The organism is Arthrobacter horti (assembly GCF_030731045.1).
GTDB classification, from domain to species: Bacteria; Actinomycetota; Actinomycetes; order Actinomycetales; family Micrococcaceae; genus Arthrobacter_E; species Arthrobacter_E nanjingensis.
The window spans coordinates 43,358-63,215 of record NZ_JAVALS010000014.1 but is presented as its reverse complement, the minus strand read 5'-3'; the positions used below and the strand labels follow the sequence as shown (position 1 = coordinate 63,215).

The window sequence follows — 19,858 nt, the reverse complement described above, 5'->3', positions numbered from 1 at the left end:
CCTATGGAGCAAGAATTCCCTGTCACCATCGCCCCCGCCGACGTCCACGACCTGGACCCGGACAAGCTCGTGATCCTGGACGTCCGGTGGACGCTGGGCGATCCGTTGGGGCGCGAAAAATACCTCATGGGCCATCTCCCGGCCGCGGTCTTCGTCGACATGGAGTCCGATCTCGCGGCGCCCGCCAGCCCGGAGGCGGGGCGCCACCCGCTCCCGTCCTTTGAGGACTTCCAGGCGACCGCTCGGCGCTGGGGGATCAACGACGGCGACACCGTGGTGGTGTACGACAACTCGGGTTCCATGGCGGCCGCGCGTGCATGGTGGCTGCTCCGGGAATTCGGCCATGCGGACACCCGCATCCTGGACGGTGGCCTGATGGCCTGGGTGCTGGAGGACTTCTCCATCGAGAAGGAGGACGTGACGCTTCCCGCCGGCGACGTGACGCTCCACCCGATGGACCCGTCGGCCGTCGTGGGCATCGACGGGGCGGGCACGTGGCCTGAGAACGGCGTCCTCCTGGACGCACGTGCCACGGAGCGGTACCGCGGCGAGGTGGAGCCGATCGACCCGCGGGCCGGTCACATCCCGGGGGCCATCAGCGCGCCGACCACGGAGAACGTGGACGAGGACGGGCAGTTCCTGTCCGCGGAGGCGCTTCGCGAGCGGTTCTCCGCACTCGGCGTCGAACCCGGGACCCCGGTGGCCGTCTACTGTGGTTCCGGCGTCACCGCGGCGCATGAGGTGGCGGCACTGAAACTTGCCGGCTTCGACGCCGTCCTCTACCCGGGGTCCTTCTCCCAGTGGTCCAACGACGCGTCCCGCGACGTCGCCACGGGGGCCTGAGGTGCCCGTCGGACGTCCGGTGCCCCCGCCCCTGGGCAAACCGCTGCCGGATTTCGGCGAGACGACAGCCCGCAGCACAAGGCTTCAAATGACCACAAGAGAAAGCAGACCCGTGAGCAGCCTTTTCACCAAGATCATCAACGGGGAGATCCCCGGCCGCTTCGTCTGGCGTGAGCCGGACGTGGTCGCGTTCCTGACCATCGGCCCGCTGGCCCCCGGGCACACCCTGGTGGTTCCGGTCCAGGAGGTGGACCGCTGGACGGACGCGGACCCGGAGATCCTGTCCAAGGCCGTGCTGGTGGCCCAGAAGATCGGCAAGGTCCAGGTGGAGGCGTTCGGGTCCGCCCGCGCGGGGCTGCTCGTGGCCGGCTACGAAGTGGAGCACCTCCACGTCCACGTCTGGCCGTCCAACTCCATGGCCGACTACGACTTCGGCTCCGTGGACAACAACCCGGATCCCGCGGAGCTGGATGCGAACGCGGAGACCATCCGTGAAGGCTTGCGCGCCGCCGGTTACGGGGAGTTCGTGCCGGAGGGCTGATTAAGCACATCGACTGCTCCACAGGACGCCGTTTTCCGGGAATTCCGGGCGATTCTGGCGTCGTATGGAGCAGTCGATTGGGTTTAAAGCCCTACTTCTTGCGGGGCGTCATCGCCACCATGCCGGCGAAGGTGAAACCGCCGCCGAAGCCGAAGAGCAGGGCCGGGACGTCGGAGGGGATCTTGCCGGAGTGCCACCACTTGCTGTAGCCGAGCGGCACGCTCGCGGCGGAAGTGTTGCCGGAGTCGATCACGTCGGTCACTACCACCTTGTCCGTCAGACCGAGGGCCTGGGCCATGGGCTCGATGATGCGCAGGTTGGCCTGATGGGTGACCAGCACCTCGATGTCGGACATCTGAAGGCCGGCCTGGGCCACGGCGGCGCGGGCATGCTTCTCCGCGTCCTTGAGGGCCCAGCGGAGCACCTCGCGGCCGTTCTGCCAGAACTTGTTGGTGGGCGGGCCGATGAGGACGGCATCGGCGAGCTCGCCCTTGGAGCCCCACACGACCGGGCCGATGCGCGGCTCGTCGCTCGGGCCGATGACCATGGCGCCTGCGCCGTCGGCGGTCAGGACGGCGGTGCTGCGGTCCGTCCAGTCGGTGACCTTGGACAGGGTCTCGGCGCCGAGCACCAGGGCGTAGTTCGAGGTGCCGGAGCGGATGGACTGATCGGCCAGGCCCATGGCGTATTCGAAGCCGGAGCAGGCCGTATTGATGTCGATGATGCCCGGACCCCGCTCGGCGTCGCCCAGACCCAGGGCCTGCGCGACGCGCCCTGCGGTGTTGGGGGAGCGCTCGGCGGCCGTGGTGGTGGCGATGATGACCAGGTCGATCTTCTCCGCAGGAACCCCGGAGTCCTCCAGAGCCATACGTGCGGCGGCGATGGCCAGGGTGGCGACGCTCTCATCCTCGCCGGCGATGTTCCGGGTGACGATGCCCGTGCGCTGCCGGATCCACTCATCCGAGGTCTCCATCATGCCCTCGAGCTCGTGGTTGTCCATGACGCGCTCCGGCTGAGCATGCCCGAGACCGAGGATCTCGGTGCCGGCGTTCGGAGCGGGGAAGCTGAGCTTCATAGGGGGAGTCCTTTGGTCTTACGGTGGTACGGACCATCCCAGCTTAAGGGACGGCGGTGGCTCACGGAGCGAGGGCCTTGTTCATTGCTACGCGGATGCGCTTCTCGCTCACCGAGTACTGAGTGCCCAGCTCGACGGCGAACAAGCTGACCCGCAGCTCCTCCAGCATCCATCGCACGTGGGTCAGCTCCGGCCCGGGACCCTCGCCCGAGCGCAACGCCGCCACGGCGTCGTCGTACTCGTCCTCCAGGCGCTGCACCACCGCGAGGCTGTTCGCGTCGCGCTGCACATTGCCCGGCAGCTTCTCCAGGCGGCGTTCGATGGCCGTCAGATAGCGGGGGAGCTGGGCGAGCTGGAGATAGCCCGTCTGTGCCACGAATCCCGGGTGCACGAGCTGGCCCAGGTGGCTCTTCTCATCGCTCAGGGCGCTGAACAGGGCCGGGCTCACGCTGCCACGCAGCTGCTTGCCGATCCGCAGGGAGGCCGAGAGGATCTTTTCCACCACGGCCGTGACGGTGAAGACGGTGTCGATCAGCTCGGCCCGGACCTGCTCGTACAGCGCGTCGAAGGACTTCGTGTCCCAGGGAAGCTGCGCCGGGACCAGCTTGTCGATCGCCGCCTGGGCGCAGTCCGCGATCAGGCCCGTGATGCTGCCGTGCGGGTTCTGGCTGAAGGTCAGCTTCTCCGTGTTGCTCAGATGCTCCAGGACGTAGCGGTCCGGCGACGGCACCTTGAGGGCGATGAGCCGGATCACCCCGCCGCGCATGGCGGCCTCCTGGCGTTCCTGCGTTTGGAACACGCGCAGACCCACCGTCTTGCCCTCATCCACGAGGGCCGGGTAGCCGGTCACCGTGTGCCCGCCGAGCTGCCGGCTGACACTGCGCTGCACGACGCCGCCGCTCGCCGCAGTGAGCGACGTCCAGTCCGTCAGGCCGCTGAGCTCCTGGACGCCCGAGGCGTGCAGCCCGGCACCCTGGGCCGCGCCGTCGCGCCTGGAGGAGGCGGTGTCCGTCGTCGTGCGCTGCTTCTTCGGCGATGGAGCCGCGGTCTTCGGGGTCGCGCCCAGGCTCTCAGCGATGGCGCGGCGCGTGGCCGGGGCCAGTTCGTCCTGCAGGGCGGCGAGGTCCTTGCCCTCACCCAGCACCTTGCCCTTGGCGTCCACCACGCGGAAGCTCATGCGCAGATGTGGCGGCACGGCGTCCCAGGAGAAGCTGCCGTCCGGCACCACCTGGCCGCGCAGGCGGCGCAGCGCGAGGGCCAGGGCGTCCTCGATCCGGTCCTCCGCCGGGGAGAAGTCTGCGTCGAGCGCGGCGACGGCCTGCCGCGCCACATCGGGTGCGGGCACGAAGTTCTTCCGGACCGCCTTGGGGAGGGACTTGATGAGGGCCGTCACCAGTTCCACGCGCTGGCCGGGGATCTGCCAGCGGAACGGTTCCGGCTCCACCTGGTTGAGGAACAGGGCCGGGATCTCCACCGTGGCGCCATCCGTGGGATCCGGCGTGGCGCCGGGGGCCACCGGGTGGAATTCATAGCTCAGGGGGAACTCGAAACCCTGCTGGCGCCACACCTTGGGGAAGGCGGCTTCGTCCAGGTCCTCGGCCTCCTCGCTCATGACGAGCGCGCGGTCGAAGTCCAGGAGAGTGGGGTCCTCTTGCCGGGCGTTCTTCCACCAGAGATCGAAGTGCCGCTCCGAGACCACGTCGTGGCCGATCCGGGCGTCGTAGAACTCGAAGAGCGTCTCATCGTCCACGCGGATGTCGCGGCGCCGCATGCGGGTCTCCAGCTCCTCCACCTCGCGCAGGAGGGTGCGGTTGCGCTGGAAGAACTTGTGATGCGTGCGCCAGTCGCCGTCCACCAGGGCATGGCGGATGAACAGCTCGCGGCAGAGCTCCGGGTCCACCTTGGCGTAGTTCACGCGGCGCTTGGGGATGATGGGCACGCCGTACAGCGTGACCTTCTCATAGGCCATCACGGAGCCGGACTTGGAGGACCAATGCGGTTCGCTGAAGCTGCGCTTCACCAGGCCGGGAGCCACCTGCTCGGCCCAGGACGGGTCGAACGCGGCCGCCACGCGGGCCCAGAGCCGGCTGGTCTCCACCAGCTCGGCCGCCATGACGAACGCCGGGGACTTCTTGAACAGTGCGGAGCCCGGGAAGATCGCGAAACGGGTGCCGCGGGCGCCCGCGTACTCCCGTTTGCGCTCGTCGTAGAGGCCGATCTGGCTCAGCAGACCGGACAGCAGGGAGATGTGCACCGCGTCGTGGTTGCCCACGGGGTCCGTCTCCCGCTCATTTCCCACCGAGATGCCCAGCGGTTTGGCCAGCTGCCGGAGCTGGCTGTACAGCTCCTGCCACTCCCGCACGCGCAGGTAGTTGATGAACTCGGCGTGGCAGAGGCGCCGGAACGCGCTGGAGGACAGCTCGCGCTGCTTCTCCTGCAGGTAGTTCCAGAGGTTGAGGAAGCCGGTGAAGTCGCTCTTCTCGTCCTTGAAGCGAGCGTGCTTCTCCGCGGCCTGCTGCTGCTTGTCCGTGGGGCGCTCGCGGGGGTCCTGGATGGTCAGCGCGGCTGCCAGGACCATGACTTCGCGGGCGCAGTCGCGGCGCCCCGCCTCCACGATCATCCGGCCCAGGCGCGGGTCCACAGGCAGCTGGGCGAGCTGATGCCCGACGGCGGTCAGGCCGGACGGTTTGCGGCCTCCCGGGCGGCCTCCCGGGCGGCCCCTGCCACCGCTGCGGGGTGCGCGCGCGCCCGCGTCCGCGCCGTCGTCGCCCCCTCCCGTGGACGGCAGGGCACCGAGCTCACGGAGCAGCGTGACGCCGTCGTTGACAGCGCGCGTGTCCGGGGACTCGACGAACGGGAACGCCTCCACGTCCTTCGGGGTGGCGGCCACGCCGATCGCGATCATCTGCAGGATGACGGCGGCAAGGTTGGTGCGCAGGATCTCCGGATCCGTGAACTCGGGCCGGCCCTCGAAGTCCTCCTCCGAGTACAGCCGGATGGCGATGCCGTCGCTGACACGGCCGCAGCGGCCGGAGCGCTGGCTGGCTGAGGCCTGGGACACGCGCTCGATCGGCAGGCGCTGCACCTTGGTGCGGTGGGAGTAGCGCGAGATGCGGGCGGTGCCGGTGTCGATGACGTACTTGATGCCGGGGACCGTCAAGGACGTCTCCGCGACGTTGGTGGCCAGGACGATGCGCCGTTTGGGACCCGGGTGGAAGACCTTGTGCTGCTCGGCCAGGCTCAGACGGGCGAACAGAGGCAGGACCTCGGCGTCGGCCAGGCGCGGGTTGCGGGGGAGGCGGCCGCGCAGGGCCTCCGCCGCCTCACGGATCTCGCGTTCGCCGGAGAAGAAGACCAGGATGTCGCCGGGCGCCTCCCGGGAGAGCTCGTCCACGGCGTCGCAGACCGCGTCCACCGGGTCGCGGTCCTCTTCGAGTTCGTCGTCCATGTCCTCGCCGCCGGCCGGCTCGGAGAGCGGTCGGTAACGGATCTCCACGGGGAAGGTGCGGCCGGAGACCTCCACGATCGGTGAGGGGGTGTCCTCGCCGCCGAAGTGCTTGGCGAAGCGCTCCGGGTCGATGGTGGCGGAGGTGATGATGACCTTCAGGTCCGGCCGCTGGGGCAGGAGGCGCTTGAGGTAGCCGAGGATGAAGTCGATGTTGAGGCTGCGCTCATGGGCCTCGTCCACGATGATGACGCTGTACTTCCGCAGCATCCGGTCGCGCTGGATCTCGGCCAGCAGGATGCCGTCCGTCATGAGCTTCACCTGGGTCTTCGGCCCCACTTCGCCCGTGAAGCGGACCTGGTACCCGACCTCCTGGCTCAGCTCCACGCCGAGCTCCTCCGCGATGCGCTCGGCGACCGTGCGGGCGGCCAGACGCCGCGGCTGAGTGTGGCCCACCAGCCCCTTCTCGGCAAGACCCAGTTCCAGGCACATCTTGGGCAGCTGGGTGGTCTTTCCAGAGCCCGTCTCCCCGGCCACGATGACCACCTGGTGGTCCCGGATCGCGGCCATGATCTCCTCGCGGCGTTCGGAGACGGGCAGCGCGGCGGGGTATGTGATGTTCAGAGGCATGACGGGACAAGCCTAGCCGCCGAGGCTCGTCCGGGCATGTCGCGGAAAAACAGACAGGCTCCCGGTTCCGTAGAACCGAGAGCCTGCTCTCATTTGGTGCCCTCGATAGGATTCGAACCTACGGCCTTCTGCTCCGGAGGCAGACGCTCTATCCCCTGAGCTACGAGGGCGTATCCGGGGCCCGGGAGCTCCCGGGAACGTCCTCGAGCTTATCAGCATTCCACCCCCGGATGTGAAATCGGGGTGCGTCCGCGAGCCGCGTCCGCAAGCTCCATGGGAAGAACAGCCAGGACGTCAGTACCCCAGGAACGAATCCTTCTTGACCTTCCGCACACCCGCCCCCCGCAAGGTCTTCTTCAAGTCCCGTACGAAGTCCGGTGTGCCGGCCACCATGCCCAGCCGCCGCGCGGCGTCGGGCACCAGTTCGGTGACCCGCGCGGCGGTGAGCCGCTCCGTTCCCACGTGCTCGACGCCGTCGGGCAGCACCGCGTCCTCCGGCAGGGGAGCGGAGGTGCGGAGCAGGACGCGGGCGCCACTCGCGGCCAGTTCGTCCAGGTAGGCCGCGTCCTCCAAGGAGCGGGCCGAGTACAGCAGGACGGTGTCCGAGGCGCCGGCACCGTCGGCGCCCGTGAGTGCCACGAACGGCGTGACGCCGATGCCGCCCGCCGCCAGCAGCAGGGGGCGCGGAGGAGAGGGCAGGACGAAGTCACCGGCGGCCCGGCTCGACTGGATGAGCGCGCCGACCGGCAGCGTCAGCAGCGCCTGCTTGGCCGGCGACGGGCTTGCCGGGATCCGCGTGGCGATGCGCAGCACACCGTCACCAGCGGTGACCGGGCTGAACACCCGGCGGGCCGTCAGCAGGCCCGGCACCGGCAAGGTCAGTTCGACGTACTGGCCGGGAGCCGTGCGGGCCCCGGCGACGGTGTGGAAAGAGAACTCCCGTACGCCTGGCGCCACCTCGCGGCTCCCCAGGAACGCCATGGTCGCGGACTGCCGCGGCCGCAGCGCGAATGCCAGGAGGTTGCCCACCAGAAGCACCGCCTCGGGGGCGTTGGTGAGGATCACCGGTCCGAGCGCCAGGGAAAGGGGCAGGCTGAACAGTACGCCCGTGACGGCGCCCACCAGAACCCGTTGCAGGCGCCGCGGCGGCAGGGTCAGCGGCTCGCTCATCATGAAGCAGGCGAAGAACACGGTGGCCTGACCGGCGAACCACAAGGCCGGGACATCCGTCACGGAGAGGCCCCGGACCGCGGCGACGGCTTCCGCTGTGACGAAGGACAGCGCCAGGAAGGTCAGCGCCACCGGGAACTGGCCTGCGCGGTACAGCACCAGTAGGCCCAGCGGGATCACGGCCCACAGCAAGGGCGGGGAACCGACCCACCAGGTGGCGGCGTTCAGGCCCGTCAGGGACACCACGAATGCGCCCAGGGCCGCGGGGTTGAACAGGTGCCGGCCGCGCCAGGCCAGGGCGTATTTGGAGGCCGAAGCCAACAGACCGGCCAGGATCACGCCCCAGGCCTCGCGCGCGGAGGTCGCGGGCCAGAAGAGGAAGTACAGGAGACCGGCCGTGACCAGGGACGAATCCCAGTACGGCCGCAGCCGGAACAGGAGTGCGCAGAGCGCGGTTCCCACCAGCGTCGCAGCCAGGCACTGCCCCAGGTGCGCCAGAAGCGGCAGCATGCCGAACTCGGTCCATCCCAGCGCGTCGAGGAGCAGGCTGTAGAGCACCAGCACGCCCAGGGCGAGGGCCACCAGACGGGTCATGGGGATCCGTCCCGGCAGGCCGGTCACCCGGCGGGCCAGGGGGAGAGGAGCGGTCATCGATGCAGCCCTTCCAGGAAATACGGTGAACCTTCGGCGTGCCCATCGCTGTGCACACTCAACCAGTGGACGTCGTGCCGCTCCGCCAGGTTCACGCCGGGCACGAAGAACAAGGCCGTGGCCAGCCCGTCCGCCGTCATGGCGTCCGGGGCCAGCACCCAGCTTGCCACGACGCGACGCACCGGCCGTCCGGTCAGCCCGTCCAGGACGTGATGCAGTCCCTCACCCCAGGCGCGGCGGTTGACGGCGGAGGCGGCCAGCGCGCCGTCGTGAAGCTCGACGACGCCGATCGCCTGCCGCGTGTCGAACGGGTTCTCCAGGGCGATGCGGTCGCTCGTGCCGCCGTGGCGGCGCATGTCACCGCCTGCGTCGACCAGGAAGTCCGTCAGGCCGGCGCCGAGCAGGATCTCGCAGACCAGGTCCACGGCCAGGCCCTTGCCCGCGGCCCCGATGTCCAGCACCACAGGCGTCCGGGCACTGACAGTGCGGCCGTCCCAGTCCACGTCCTCGCCCCAGCGGGGCGCCGGGACCGGCTCGCCGTGAGGCTGCAGCGAATAGTCCGGGTCGTAGCCCAGCTGTGCCAGGGAGGCGCCGATGAACGGCGTGACGGAGCCGCCGCTCAGATCGTGGAGTTCGCGGTACAGCCGGCCCAGGGGAGCGGCCTCCGCGGGAAACTCCACGGTGCGCTCGCCGTCCGCGCGCCCGACGTCCGCGGGTGCGGCGAGCCGCATCGCCAGGGAATCACCGCGGAACCGGGACCAGGTGGCGTCGAAGTCGTTCAGCCGGTCCCGGACCCGGCCCTCCAGGACGGACTCCAGTCCTTCGGCGCGGATCCACCAGGACGTCCCCAAGGCGTCGAACTCGAGGGGCGCCGCCGGGGGCATGCTCAGCCGGCCCGCTTCTTGATGGCCGCCACGGCGTCCTCGAAGCCACCGCTCGTGAGGCTGGAGCCGGCCACACGGGTGATGCCGCCCAGCTCGTCGATGCTCTTGCCCACCACCAGGTCCTTGATGCCGCCCGCGAAGCGATTCTGGAACAGCTGGGTGTTGGCGCTGCTCGGGTGCGTGGTGATCTGGACGTCCGTCACCTTCCCGGACGCCAGGGTCAGGGTCACCCCGACGGTCTCGTCGCCGTTGGGGGACACGTAGTGCCCGTCCGCGCTGTAGGTGCCGTCCTTGTAGTGCCCCGGCGTGGCGGGGGCGGCTGCGGCGCTGCTCGCTGCCGCCGGCTGCGGGGACATCTCCTCCGTGGGGGCCGCCGTCTTGTCCGGCGCGCAGCCCACCAGGATGGCGATCCCTCCGGCGGCCGCGGCCAGGCCGAAGGGGAGCAGGGAGCGCCCGCGGCTCGAACGCGTGGGGGCGGCTGGTGGGTGGGTCTGCTGCATATGGTCTCCTAGGCTCGCGCCGATCACACTCCCTTCAACACTAGGACGGCCGTCTGTGTGCTTTCTGTGTCCCGCCCGGTCACGCTTTTCGGCCCGGAGTCCCCGCCACGTAGGATTGAGGGTGTGACTCCCGAACAGCTTTCCGCCGCCATCACCGCATGCCTGAAGGCCGCCGTCGCCGACGGCGCCATCACCCTTCCCGAGGAGGCATTGAGCGCCGATGTGCGCGTGGAGCGACCGAAGAACCGGGACCACGGCGATTGGGCCACCAACGCCGCCATGCAGTTCGGCAAGCGTGCCGGGATGGCGCCCCGTGACTTCGCCGGGATCCTCGCCGAGCGTCTGAGTGCCGTGGACGGCGTCGCCTCCGTGGACATCGCCGGACCGGGCTTCATCAACATCACCCTGGACGCCGGTGCCGCCGGTGAGCTGGCCCGCACCATCGTGCTGGCCGGCGCCGACTACGGCAAGAGCGACGCCCTGGCCGGCCACGTGGTCAACATGGAGTTCGTCTCCGCCAACCCCACCGGCCCGCTGCACATCGGCCACACCCGCTGGGCCGCCCTGGGCGACGCGATCGCCCGTGTGCTGCGCGCCGCCGGTGCGGACGTCACCGCCGAGTACTACATCAACGACGCCGGCAACCAGATGAACGTCTTCGCCAATTCGGTGCTCTCCCGCCTGCACGGCCGCCCCGTGCCGGAGGGCGGCTACCCGGGCCAGTACATCGTGGACCTCGGCCAGGAGGTGCTCACGGAGCACCCTGCCGTCCGTGAACTGACCGACGAGGCCGCCCTGCCGGTGGTCCGTGAGGCCGCCTACCGGGCGCAGATGGAGGACATCAAGAAGACGCTCGCCGACTTCGACGTGCACTTCGACGTCTACTTCTCCGAGCGCACCCTGCACGAGTCCGGTGCGCTGGAGGCCTCCGTGGAGCGCCTGCGCGAGCAGGGCCACGTCTTCGATCAGGAGGGCGCCGTCTGGCTGCGCACCACCGACTTCGGTGACGACAAGGACCGGGTGATGATCCGCGCCAACGGCGAGCCCACCTACTTCGCCGCGGACGCCGCCTACTACCTGACCAAGCGGGACCGCGGCTTCGTCGAGAAGATCTACCTTCTGGGCGCCGACCATCACGGCTACGTCAACCGCCTGAAGGCCATCGCGGCCTGTGCGGGCGATGACCCGGAGAAGAACATCGAAGTCCTCATCGGACAGCTCGTCTCCGTGAACGGCGCCAAGCTGTCCAAGCGCGCCGGCAACATCATCGAGCTCAAGGACCTCATCTCCTGGCTGGGCAAGGACGCCGTGCGCTACTCCCTGGCGCGCTTCCCCGCGGACTCACCCATCACGCTCGAGCCCGAGGTGCTGAAGAAGAACAGCAACGAGAACCCGGTGTTCTACGTGCAGTACGCGCACGCCCGGGCCCGCAACACGGCCCGCAACGCGGCCGCCGCCGGGGTGGACCGCGGCGAGTTCGACGCCTCCCTGCTCACGGATCCCACCGAGAACGAGCTGCTGTCCCAGCTGGGCAGCTTCCCGTCCATCGTGGCCAAGGCCGCGGAGCTGCGTGAGCCGCACCGCATCGCCCGCCACCTCGAGGTGGTGGCCGGCGCCTACCACCGCTGGTACGACGCCTGCCGCGTGACCCCGCAGGGCGAGGAGCCGGTGACCACGGTCAACCGCACCCGCCTGTGGCTGAACGACGCCACCAGCCAGGTCCTGGCCAACGGCCTCGACCTGCTGGGCGTGTCCGCACCGGAGCGCATGTAAATGGGCGCGGCGAGCCCCCTCGCTCCGGCCTGGCTGGCGCTGCCGGAGGACCTGAACGCGCTGCACGCCCCGAGCTGGGCGCACGACGTCGCCCGGAACGACGGCGGCGAGCTCGCCGTGGGCGGGGTGACGGTCAGCGAGCTGAAGGAACGCTTCGGCACGCCCCTGTTCGTCATGAGCGAGGACGACTTCCGCGCCCGTGCACGCGCCTTCCGGGACGCCTTCGACGAGGCGTTCCGGGAGCTGTGCGGGGGAGTGGACGTCTACTACGCCGGCAAGGCGTTCCTGAGCGTCGAGGTGGCGCGCTGGGTCCGCGAGGAGGGGCTCCGACTGGACACCTGCTCCGGCGGCGAACTGGCCGTGGCGCAGCGTGCCGGACTCCCGGGTGCGATCCTGGGCCTTCACGGCAACAACAAGTCCGTCGCGGAGATCCGCCGCGCCCTGGACCTGGGTGTGGGCCGCATCGTGGTGGACAGCATCGACGAGCTGGAGCGCGTGGCGCGGATCGCGCAGGAGCGCCGTGCCGAGGGCGAGGCCGGCGTGGCCAAGGTGATGCTGCGCCTGACTCCCGGCGTCCACGCGCACACTCACGAGTTCATCGCCACCGCCCATGAGGACCAGAAGTTCGGTCTCTCCATGGCGCCCTTCACCGCGGAGGACGCGGCCGAGCGCGGCGTGGACCCGGAGCTGTCCGCCGCCGAGCAGGCCGTGGACGCCGCCGTCGCGCTGGAGGGCATCGAGCTGCTCGGGCTGCACTGCCACATCGGTTCGCAGATCTTCGAGCCGGACGGCTTCGAGATCGCCGCCCGCAAGCTCCTGAGCTTCCACGACGCCATGCAGCGCAAGCACGGCATCACGCTGCCGGAGATGGACCTGGGGGGCGGGCACGGCATCGCCTACACGCCCGTGGACACCCCCCGCCCGGCCGCGGAGATCGCCCAGGCGCTGGCCGCCGTCGTGCGTGAGGCCTGCGGCGAGCTGGGCATCGGCTGCCCGCGCATCTCCATCGAGCCCGGCCGCGCGATCGTGGGCAGCACCACGTTCACGCTGTACGAGGTGGGCACCCGCAAGACGGTCCAGGCGGAGGACCCCCAGGACTCCTCGCGCACCCTTCCGCGGCGGTACGTCTCGGTGGACGGCGGCATGAGCGACAACGCCCGCCCGGTCCTCTACGACGCCGATTACTCGGCCGCGCTGGCGAACCGCGCCTCCGATGCGCCCGCGCAGCTGTCCCGAGTAGTGGGCAAACATTGCGAGAGCGGCGACATTGTTGTTAAAGATGTTTACCTGCCCTCAGACGTCCGGGCCGGCGACCTCCTCGCGGTCCCCGGAACCGGCGCCTACTGCTGGGCACTCGCGAGCAACTACAACTACCTGGCCCGCCCGGGTGTGGTCGCGGTCTCCGGTGGTTCCGCCCGGTGGATCATTCGTGGGGAGACCGAGGAAGACCTCCTGAACCGAGACATGGGAGCCGCACAGCCGTGACGGAAGACATCAAGACCCTGAAAGTGGCCCTGCTGGGCTGCGGCAACGTGGGCGCCCAGGTGGCCCGCATCCTCCTGGAGGACGCCGACACCCTCGCCGCGCGCACCGGCGCCCGCCTGGAGCTCGTCGGCATCGCCGTGCGGAACGTGGACTCCCCGCGCGACGTGGAGCTGCCGCGCGAGCTCTTCACCACTGACGCCTCCACGCTGGTGGCCGGCGCGGACCTGGTCATCGAGCTGATGGGCGGCATCGAGCCGGCCCGCGGCCTCATCCTGGAGGCCATCCGCCACGGCGCCTGCGTGGTCACCGGCAACAAGGCCCTCCTGGCCCAGGACGGCCCCACCCTCTACGAGGAGGCGGACAAGGCGGGTGTGCAGCTCTCCTACGAGGCCGCCGTCGCCGGCGCCATCCCGATCCTGCGCCCCATCCGGGACAGCCTCTCCGGCGACAGGATCACCCGTGTCCTGGGCATCGTGAACGGCACCACCAACTTCATCCTGGACCAGATGGACTCCACGGGCGCCCAGTTCGCAGACGCCCTGGCGGAGGCCCAGCGCCTCGGGTACGCGGAAGCGGACCCGACCGCCGACGTCGAAGGCCACGACGCGGCCGCCAAGGCCGCCATCCTGGCCGCGCTGTCCTTCCACACGCGCTTCTCCCTGGCGGACGTGCATTGCGAGGGCATCACCAAGGTCAGTGCAGCGGACATCGCCGCGGCCAAGGACGCTGGCTTCGTCATCAAGCTGCTGGCCATCGCGGAGAAGCTGACGGACGACGACGGCGCCGAAGGCGTCAGCGTGCGCGTTCACCCGACGCTGCTGCCGCGGGAGCACCCGCTGGCCGCCGTGCGCGGCGCGTTCAACGCCGTCTTCGTCGAGGCCGAGAACGCCGGTGAACTCATGTTCTACGGCCAGGGTGCCGGCGGAACCCCCACCGCCTCGGCCGTGCTGGGTGACCTCGTCTCCGCGGCCCGCCGTGTGGTCCTGGGTGGCCCGGGCCGCACCGAGACCACCACCGGCCACGTGCCGGCGCTGCCGATCTCGGCCAGCCGCACCAGCTACCACGTGGGCCTGAGCGTCGCCGACCAGCCCGGCGTCCTGGCCCGCATTGCCCAGGTCTTCAGCGACAACGGCGTCTCCATCGAGCTCTTCCGCCAGAGCATGAACACCGATGACGTCACGGCCGAACTGCGCATCGTGACCCACCGCGCCAGCGAGGCCAGCCTCGCCGCGACCGTCGAATCCGTTTCCCAATTGGACGTCGTGAAGGACGTGACGTCCGTCCTCCGTGTGGAAGGTGTCTGAACAAGTGGCCCACCAGTGGCGCGGAGTCATCCGCGAATACGCCGAACGTCTGCCCGTCGATGAGAACACCCGGGTCATCACCCTGGGTGAGGGCGGCACCCCTCTGGTGCACGCCCAGAAGCTCTCCGAGCTGACCGGGAACACCGTGTACCTCAAGGTGGAGGGCATGAACCCCACCGGGTCCTTCAAGGACCGGGGCATGACCATGGCCATGACCGCCGCCGTTCAGGCCGGCGCCCAGGCCGTGGTGTGCGCCTCCACGGGCAACACCTCCGCCTCCGCCGCGGCCTACGCCACCTCCGCGGGCCTGCGCTGCGCCGTGCTGGTGCCGGAGGGCAAGATCGCCATGGGCAAGCTGTCCCAGGCCATCGCCCACGGCGCAACCCTCCTGCAGGTGGACGGCAACTTCGACGACTGCCTCGAGATCGCCCGCAAGCTCAACGAGGCCTACCCGGTGTTCCTGGTGAACTCCGTGAACCCGGCCCGCATCGAGGGGCAGAAGACCGGCTCCTTCGAGGTGGTGGACGCCCTGGGCGACGCCCCGGACATCCACATCCTCCCCGTGGGCAACGCCGGCAACATCAGCGCCTACTGGAAGGGCTACAAGGAGTACGCCGCGCCGTTCCAGTCCGCCACCGCCGGTGAGCTTCCCGCCGTCGCCACCAAGACCCCTGTCATGTGGGGCTTCCAGGCCGCCGGTGCCGCGCCGTTCGTGGCCGGCCACCCGATCACCCATCCGGAGACCATCGCCACGGCCATCCGCATCGGCAACCCGGCGTCCTGGGACACCGCCGTCGCCGCGCGGGACGAGTCCGGCGGCGTCATCGAGGCCGTCACGGATGAGCAGATCCTCGACGCCCACCGCTGGCTCTCCAGCAAGGAAGGCGTCTTCGTGGAGCCCGGCTCCGCGGCCGGCGTCGCGGGCCTGATCAAGAAGCACGCCGCGGGCGAGGTCCCCACCGGCAAGACCATCGTCATCACCGTCACCGGTCATGGCCTGAAGGACCCGCAGTGGGCCCTGCGCACCGAGGACGGCAGCGATGTCACCCCGGTCAAGGTCGCCAACGACGTGGTCTCCGTGGCCGCGGCACTCGGGCTCGAAGGCTGAGTCTTGACTGAAATCCACGACGGCGGCGCGGCGGCACTCGCCGCGCTGCCGGCCGGGCTGTCCGTCACCGTGCGGGTGCCCGCCACGAGCGCCAACCTCGGCCCCGGCTACGACAGCCTGGGGCTGGCCGTCCAGCTCTTCGACACCGTCACCGTCCAGACCCTGGACACCGGTGCCCTCGAGTTCGACCTGAGCGGGGAAGGCGTGGACTCGGTGCCGCGCGACGGCCGCCACCTGGTGATCCGTGCCCTGGAGCAGGGACTCGCCCGGCTCGGGTACCGTCATCAAGGACTGAAGCTCAGTGCGGAGAACGTGATCCCGCACGGCCGTGGCCTGGGCAGCTCCGCCGCGGCCGTCGTCGCTGCGGCTCTCGCGGCGAACGCCCTGGTGCCCGCCGAGGCGCAGCGTGGTCTCGCATGGGTCCTGCAGTTCACCAGTGAGCTGGAGGGGCATCCGGACAATGTGGCTCCGGCGATCTTCGGCGCCCTGGCCCTGTCCTGGCAGGAGGGCGAGGAGTTCCTCAGCGCCCGGGCCGAGGTGCACCCTGAGGTGACCCCCGTGGTCGCCATCCCGGACTTCGAACTCTCCACCGAACTGGCCCGCACGCTGCTGCCGGCCCAGGTGGACCATCACCAGGCCGCCATGAACTCCGGACGCGCGGCCCTGCTCGTGGCTGCGCTCACCGGTGCGCCGGAACTGCTGCTGCCCGCCACCCGGGACTACCTGCACCAGGACTACCGCGCCGAGGCCATGCGCCCGAGTGCCGAGCTGATCGGCGCACTGCGCGCGGCCGGCCACGCCACGGTGGTCTCCGGCGCCGGGCCCACCGTCATGACCCTCGCCCGCGACGCCGCCGAGGCGGATGCGGTTGAGGCCTTCATCAGGAACCGGGCCCAGGATGGCGTGTCCTGGCGGGTGCTGAGGCCTGGAGTGGACCGCGAAGGTGCTAAAGTGGAAGTGCATTCGCGGTAATTCCGCAGTGAATGCCATCTTTTGCGCGCGGGAATCTCCCGCGGATCCTTTTCCTGGACCGTGTCTTTCGCGCGGCAAATTCTCTTAGAAAACTCGTGCACCGCCCCATTGCGTGGTCCACGAGCAGCCCAGGATGATCTGAAGGCCTGGGCTGTCAACCCACCCGTCCGGCTCCAGCCCGGACGCCACCGAGGGGGAAGGATCCTTCGTGACTGAAACCACTGTCCAGGCAACGGCTGTGGACACTGCATCTTCCGCTGCTCCGGCAGCCAAGAACGCCGGCCTGGCGGGCCTGAAGCTCGCCCAGCTGCAGGCTCTCGCCAGCCAGCTCGGCATCTCCGGCAGTTCCCGGATGCGCAAGGGCGACCTGGTGACCGCCATCTCCGACCACCAGCGTGGCTCCTCCGTGGCCGACCGTCCGGCGAAGGCCGCCGAAGCCAAGACGGCAGAGACCAAGACGGCTGCGCCCAAGGCCACCGAGACCAAGGCGGCCGTCACCGCGGCTGCGGAGGCCAAGACCGAGGCGGCTCCCGCCGAGCAGGCCTCCACCGAGACCGCACCGGCCCGTGGCCGGACCCGCAGCCGCTCCCGCCGTGCTGGCAGCGACGGCGTCGTGGCCCCCGCCGCGGAGGCCGCCGCGGAGAGCGCCCCCACCGAGACCGCCGCCCCGGCGGCCGAGGCCGTCGCCGAGACCGCTGAGCAGGGCACCGAGCGCCGCAACACCCGGACCCGCAACCGGAACCGCCGCGCGGACGCCGAGCAGGGCGCCGAGGCTCCCAAGGCCGAAGCCCCCGCCGCTGAGGCGCCGGCCGTGAGCGCCGAGGCGTCTGAGGCCCAGGGCGAGACCCGGGAGGGCGACGGCAACCGCCGCAACCGCCGCGACCGGAACGAGCAGCGCACCCAGCGCACCGCCGAGTCCGGCAACCAGCAGGGCGGGCGTCAGCAGGACAACCGTCAGCAGGAGCAGCGCACCGCGGATGACGAGGACGGCGGCAACCGCCGGAACCGGCGCAACCGCCGTGACCGCAACGAGCGCATCGGCAATGACCGCAATGACCGCTTCCGCGACCGTAATGAGCGCCGTCGTGGCCGCACTCAGGGCCCCGAGGTGGACGACACCGAGGTGACCGAGGACGACGTACTGGTCCCCGTGGCCGGCATCCTCGACGTTCTGGACAACTACGCCTTCATCCGCACCTCCGGCTACCTGCCGGGCCCGCAGGATGTCTACGTGACCCTGAACCAGGTGCGCAAGCACAATCTGCGCAAGGGCGACGCCGTGGTCGGCGCCATCCGCGCCCCGCGTGACGGCGAGAGCAGCGGCAACCAGCAGAACAGCCGCCAGCAGAAGTTCAACGCCCTGGTCCGCGTGACCAGTGTCAACGGCATGCAGCCGGAGGAACTGAAGAACCGCGTCGAGTTCAACAAGCTCGTCCCGCTCTACCCGTCCGAGCGCCTGCGCCTGGAGACCGACCCCAAGAAGATCGGTCCCCGCATCATCGACCTGGTGGCCCCGATCGGCAAGGGCCAGCGTGGCCTGATCGTCTCCCCGCCCAAGGCCGGTAAGACCCTCATCCTGCAGTCCATCGCGAACGCGATCACCACCAACAACCCTGAGGTCCACCTCATGATGGTCCTGGTGGACGAGCGTCCCGAGGAAGTCACGGACATGCAGCGCACGGTCAAGGGTGAGGTCATCGCCTCCACCTTCGACCGCCCCGCCGACGACCACACCACGGTGGCCGAGCTGTCCATCGAGCGCGCCAAGCGCCTCGTGGAGATGGGCAAGGACGTGGTGGTCCTCCTGGACTCCATGACCCGTCTGGGCCGTGCCTACAACCTGGCCGCCCCGGCGTCGGGCCGCATCCTCTCCGGTGGTGTGGACTCCGCGGCGCTGTACCCGCCCAAGCGCTTCTTCGGCGCGGCCCGCAACATCGAGAACGGCGGCTCGCTGACCATCCTGGCCACGGCCCTGGTGGAGACCGGTTCCAAGATGGACGAGGTCATCTTCGAGGAGTTCAAGGGCACCGGCAACATGGAGCTCCGCCTGTCCCGCCACCTGGCGGACAAGCGCATCTTCCCGGCCGTGGACGTCAACGCCTCCAGCACCCGCCGCGAGGAGAACCTGCTCTCCCAGGACGAGATCAAGATCATGTGGCGCCTGCGCCGCCTGCTCTCCGGCCTGGAGCAGCAGCAGGGTCTGGAACTGCTCACCAGCAAGATCCGCGAGACGCAGAGCAACGCGGAGTTCCTGCTGCAGGTTCAGCGCACCACCCTGGCTGCCAAGTCGGAGAACGACAAGTAATTCTGGCAACGCGGGATCACTTCCGGCCCAATCCGATGAGGAGATCGGGCCAGAAGTGACCCCGCGTCCGGCGTTGATGAAGAGGTTTTAGAAATGTTCGAGTCCGTCCAGGGCATGCTCGAGGAGCACGCCCAGATCCAGGCGCAGCTGAGTGATCCCGCCGTCTACGCCGATCAGGCTCAGGCCCGCAAGCTCGGCCGCCGCTCCGCGCAGCTCAACGGCATCGTGGAGGCGTACAAGACCTGGCGCGGGCTCAGCGACGACCTGGAGGCGGCTCAGGAGATGGCCGCCGAGGATCCGGACTTCGCCGCCGAGGTGGAGCAGATCCAGGAAAAGCTCCCCACGGCGGAGGAAAAGCTGCGCCGCCTGCTGATCCCGCGCGACCCGGACGACGCCCGCAACGTGATCATCGAGGTCAAGGGCGGCGAAGGCGGCGAGGAGGCGGCCCTGTTCGCAGCCGATCTGCTGCGGATGTACACGCGTTACGCGGAGGCCCGCGGCTGGAAGACCGAGCTCATCTCCTCCACGGAGTCGGATCTGGGTGGCTACAAGGATGCCCAGATGGCCATCAAGGGCAACTCCAATGACCCGGCCGAGGGCGTCTGGGCCCGGATGAAGTTCGAGGGCGGCGTGCACCGCGTGCAGCGCGTGCCGGCCACCGAGTCCCAGGGCCGCATCCACACCTCCGCGGCCGGCGTGCTCGTGTTCCCCGAGGTGGACGAGCCGGAGGAGATCGAGATCAACCAGAACGATCTCAAGATCGACGTCTACCGGTCCTCCGGCCCCGGCGGCCAGTCCGTGAACACCACCGACTCGGCCGTGCGCATCACCCACCTGCCCACGGGCATCGTGGTGGCCATGCAGAACGAGAAGTCCCAGCTGCAGAACCGTGAGGCCGCCATGCGCGTGCTCCGGGCCCGACTGCTGGCGCACCAGCAGGAGCAGCTGGACGCGGAGAGCGCCGAGCACCGCAAGTCGCAGATCCGCACCATGGACCGCTCCGAGCGCATCCGCACCTACAACTTCCCGGAGAACCGCATCGCGGACCACCGCACCGGGTACAAGGCCTACAACCTGGATGCCGTCATGAACGGCGACCTGGAGCCGGTCATCCTGTCCGCCATCGAGATGGACGAGCAGGCCCGCCTGGACGCCCTGGGCGAGTAACCCCA

General features: G+C 69.8%; 14 protein-coding genes and 1 tRNA gene. 9 read left to right on the top strand and 6 right to left on the bottom strand.

Going from position 1 to position 19,858, the window contains the following annotated elements; translation table 11 throughout:
- Positions 1-3: 3 nt before the first annotated feature.
- Together Q9R02_RS14715 and Q9R02_RS14710 are read left to right on the top strand one after the other, a co-directional pair.
- Entirely contained in the window at positions 4-843 is an 840-nt protein-coding gene (locus Q9R02_RS14715; protein ID WP_305997452.1) for a sulfurtransferase, read from the top strand.
- A 112-nt stretch (positions 844-955) separates the two neighbouring features.
- Entirely contained in the window at positions 956-1,384 is a 429-nt protein-coding gene (locus tag Q9R02_RS14710; RefSeq protein WP_305997451.1) for an HIT family protein, read from the top strand.
- Between the two features lie 91 nt (positions 1,385-1,475).
- Here the strand turns inward: Q9R02_RS14710 and Q9R02_RS14705 are convergent, their stop codons facing one another.
- From Q9R02_RS14705 to Q9R02_RS14680, 6 genes are all read right to left on the bottom strand, one after another.
- The gene (locus tag Q9R02_RS14705) at positions 1,476-2,459 is read right to left on the bottom strand and encodes a beta-ketoacyl-ACP synthase 3 (RefSeq protein WP_305997450.1); all 984 of its coding nucleotides are present in this window, start codon (positions 2,457-2,459) and stop codon (positions 1,476-1,478) included.
- Between the two features lie 61 nt (positions 2,460-2,520).
- Positions 2,521-6,534 carry an ATP-dependent RNA helicase HrpA gene (hrpA, locus tag Q9R02_RS14700; RefSeq protein WP_305997449.1) on the bottom strand — a complete coding sequence of 1,338 codons (4,014 nt, stop codon included), beginning with the start codon at positions 6,532-6,534 and terminating at the stop codon, positions 2,521-2,523.
- 94 nt (positions 6,535-6,628) lie between these two features.
- A tRNA-Arg gene (locus tag Q9R02_RS14695) sits at positions 6,629-6,704 on the bottom strand.
- 124 nt (positions 6,705-6,828) lie between these two features.
- Positions 6,829-8,355: an FAD-dependent oxidoreductase gene (locus tag Q9R02_RS14690; protein WP_305997448.1), complete on the bottom strand. Its 1,527-nt coding sequence runs from the start codon at positions 8,353-8,355 to the stop codon at positions 6,829-6,831.
- Positions 8,352-9,239: an FAD:protein FMN transferase gene (locus Q9R02_RS14685; protein WP_305997447.1), complete on the bottom strand. Its 888-nt coding sequence runs from the start codon at positions 9,237-9,239 to the stop codon at positions 8,352-8,354. The genes Q9R02_RS14690 and Q9R02_RS14685 overlap by 4 nt, the downstream gene beginning before the upstream one ends.
- A gap of 2 nt (positions 9,240-9,241) precedes the next feature.
- Positions 9,242-9,739, bottom strand: a complete 498-nt coding sequence (locus Q9R02_RS14680; RefSeq protein WP_425279288.1) for an FMN-binding protein — start codon at positions 9,737-9,739, stop codon at positions 9,242-9,244.
- Between the two features lie 123 nt (positions 9,740-9,862).
- Between Q9R02_RS14680 and argS the strand changes: the two genes are divergently transcribed.
- The 7 genes from argS to prfA all read left to right on the top strand — a co-directional run bounded on the left by argS (position 9,863) and on the right by prfA (position 19,853).
- Positions 9,863-11,512, top strand: a complete 1,650-nt coding sequence (gene argS / locus Q9R02_RS14675) for an arginine--tRNA ligase (RefSeq protein WP_305997446.1) — start codon at positions 9,863-9,865, stop codon at positions 11,510-11,512.
- The gene (gene lysA, locus Q9R02_RS14670) at positions 11,513-12,997 is read left to right on the top strand and encodes a diaminopimelate decarboxylase (RefSeq protein ID WP_305997445.1); all 1,485 of its coding nucleotides are present in this window, start codon (positions 11,513-11,515) and stop codon (positions 12,995-12,997) included. It abuts the gene before it with no gap.
- A gap of 8 nt (positions 12,998-13,005) precedes the next feature.
- Positions 13,006-14,301 (top strand): homoserine dehydrogenase, encoded by a 1,296-nt coding sequence (locus Q9R02_RS14665; RefSeq protein WP_305997468.1) that lies wholly within the window; start codon positions 13,006-13,008, stop codon positions 14,299-14,301.
- 4 nt (positions 14,302-14,305) lie between these two features.
- Positions 14,306-15,409 (top strand): threonine synthase, encoded by a 1,104-nt coding sequence (gene thrC, locus Q9R02_RS14660; RefSeq protein WP_305997467.1) that lies wholly within the window; start codon positions 14,306-14,308, stop codon positions 15,407-15,409.
- Positions 15,410-15,412: 3 nt separating this feature from the next.
- Positions 15,413-16,381, top strand: coding sequence for a homoserine kinase (thrB, locus tag Q9R02_RS14655; RefSeq protein ID WP_425279287.1), 969 nt, complete (start codon positions 15,413-15,415; stop codon positions 16,379-16,381).
- 208 nt (positions 16,382-16,589) lie between these two features.
- The gene (gene rho, locus Q9R02_RS14650) at positions 16,590-18,686 is read left to right on the top strand and encodes a transcription termination factor Rho (RefSeq protein WP_305997444.1); all 2,097 of its coding nucleotides are present in this window, start codon (positions 16,590-16,592) and stop codon (positions 18,684-18,686) included.
- A 93-nt stretch (positions 18,687-18,779) separates the two neighbouring features.
- A complete protein-coding gene (prfA, locus tag Q9R02_RS14645; RefSeq protein ID WP_305997443.1) occupies positions 18,780-19,853 on the top strand; it encodes a peptide chain release factor 1 in 1,074 nt (357 codons plus the stop codon).
- Positions 19,854-19,858: the final 5 nt, after the last annotated feature.

Excerpts from the sequence above, each read along its gene's own strand:
- hrpA (WP_305997449.1), bottom strand. The coding sequence starts at position 6,534 with ATGCCTCTGAACATCACATACCCCGCCGCGCTGCCCGTCTCCGAACGC.
- Q9R02_RS14715 (WP_305997452.1), top strand. The coding sequence starts at position 4 with ATGGAGCAAGAATTCCCTGTCACCATCGCCCCCGCCGACGTCCACGAC.
- Q9R02_RS14690 (WP_305997448.1), bottom strand. The coding sequence starts at position 8,355 with ATGACCGCTCCTCTCCCCCTGGCCCGCCGGGTGACCGGCCTGCCGGGA.
- lysA (WP_305997445.1), top strand. The coding sequence starts at position 11,513 with ATGGGCGCGGCGAGCCCCCTCGCTCCGGCCTGGCTGGCGCTGCCGGAG.
- Q9R02_RS14680 (WP_425279288.1), bottom strand. The coding sequence starts at position 9,739 with ATGCAGCAGACCCACCCACCAGCCGCCCCCACGCGTTCGAGCCGCGGG.
- Q9R02_RS14685 (WP_305997447.1), bottom strand. The coding sequence starts at position 9,239 with ATGCCCCCGGCGGCGCCCCTCGAGTTCGACGCCTTGGGGACGTCCTGG.
- prfA (WP_305997443.1), top strand. The coding sequence starts at position 18,780 with ATGTTCGAGTCCGTCCAGGGCATGCTCGAGGAGCACGCCCAGATCCAG.
- Q9R02_RS14705 (WP_305997450.1), bottom strand. The coding sequence starts at position 2,459 with ATGAAGCTCAGCTTCCCCGCTCCGAACGCCGGCACCGAGATCCTCGGT.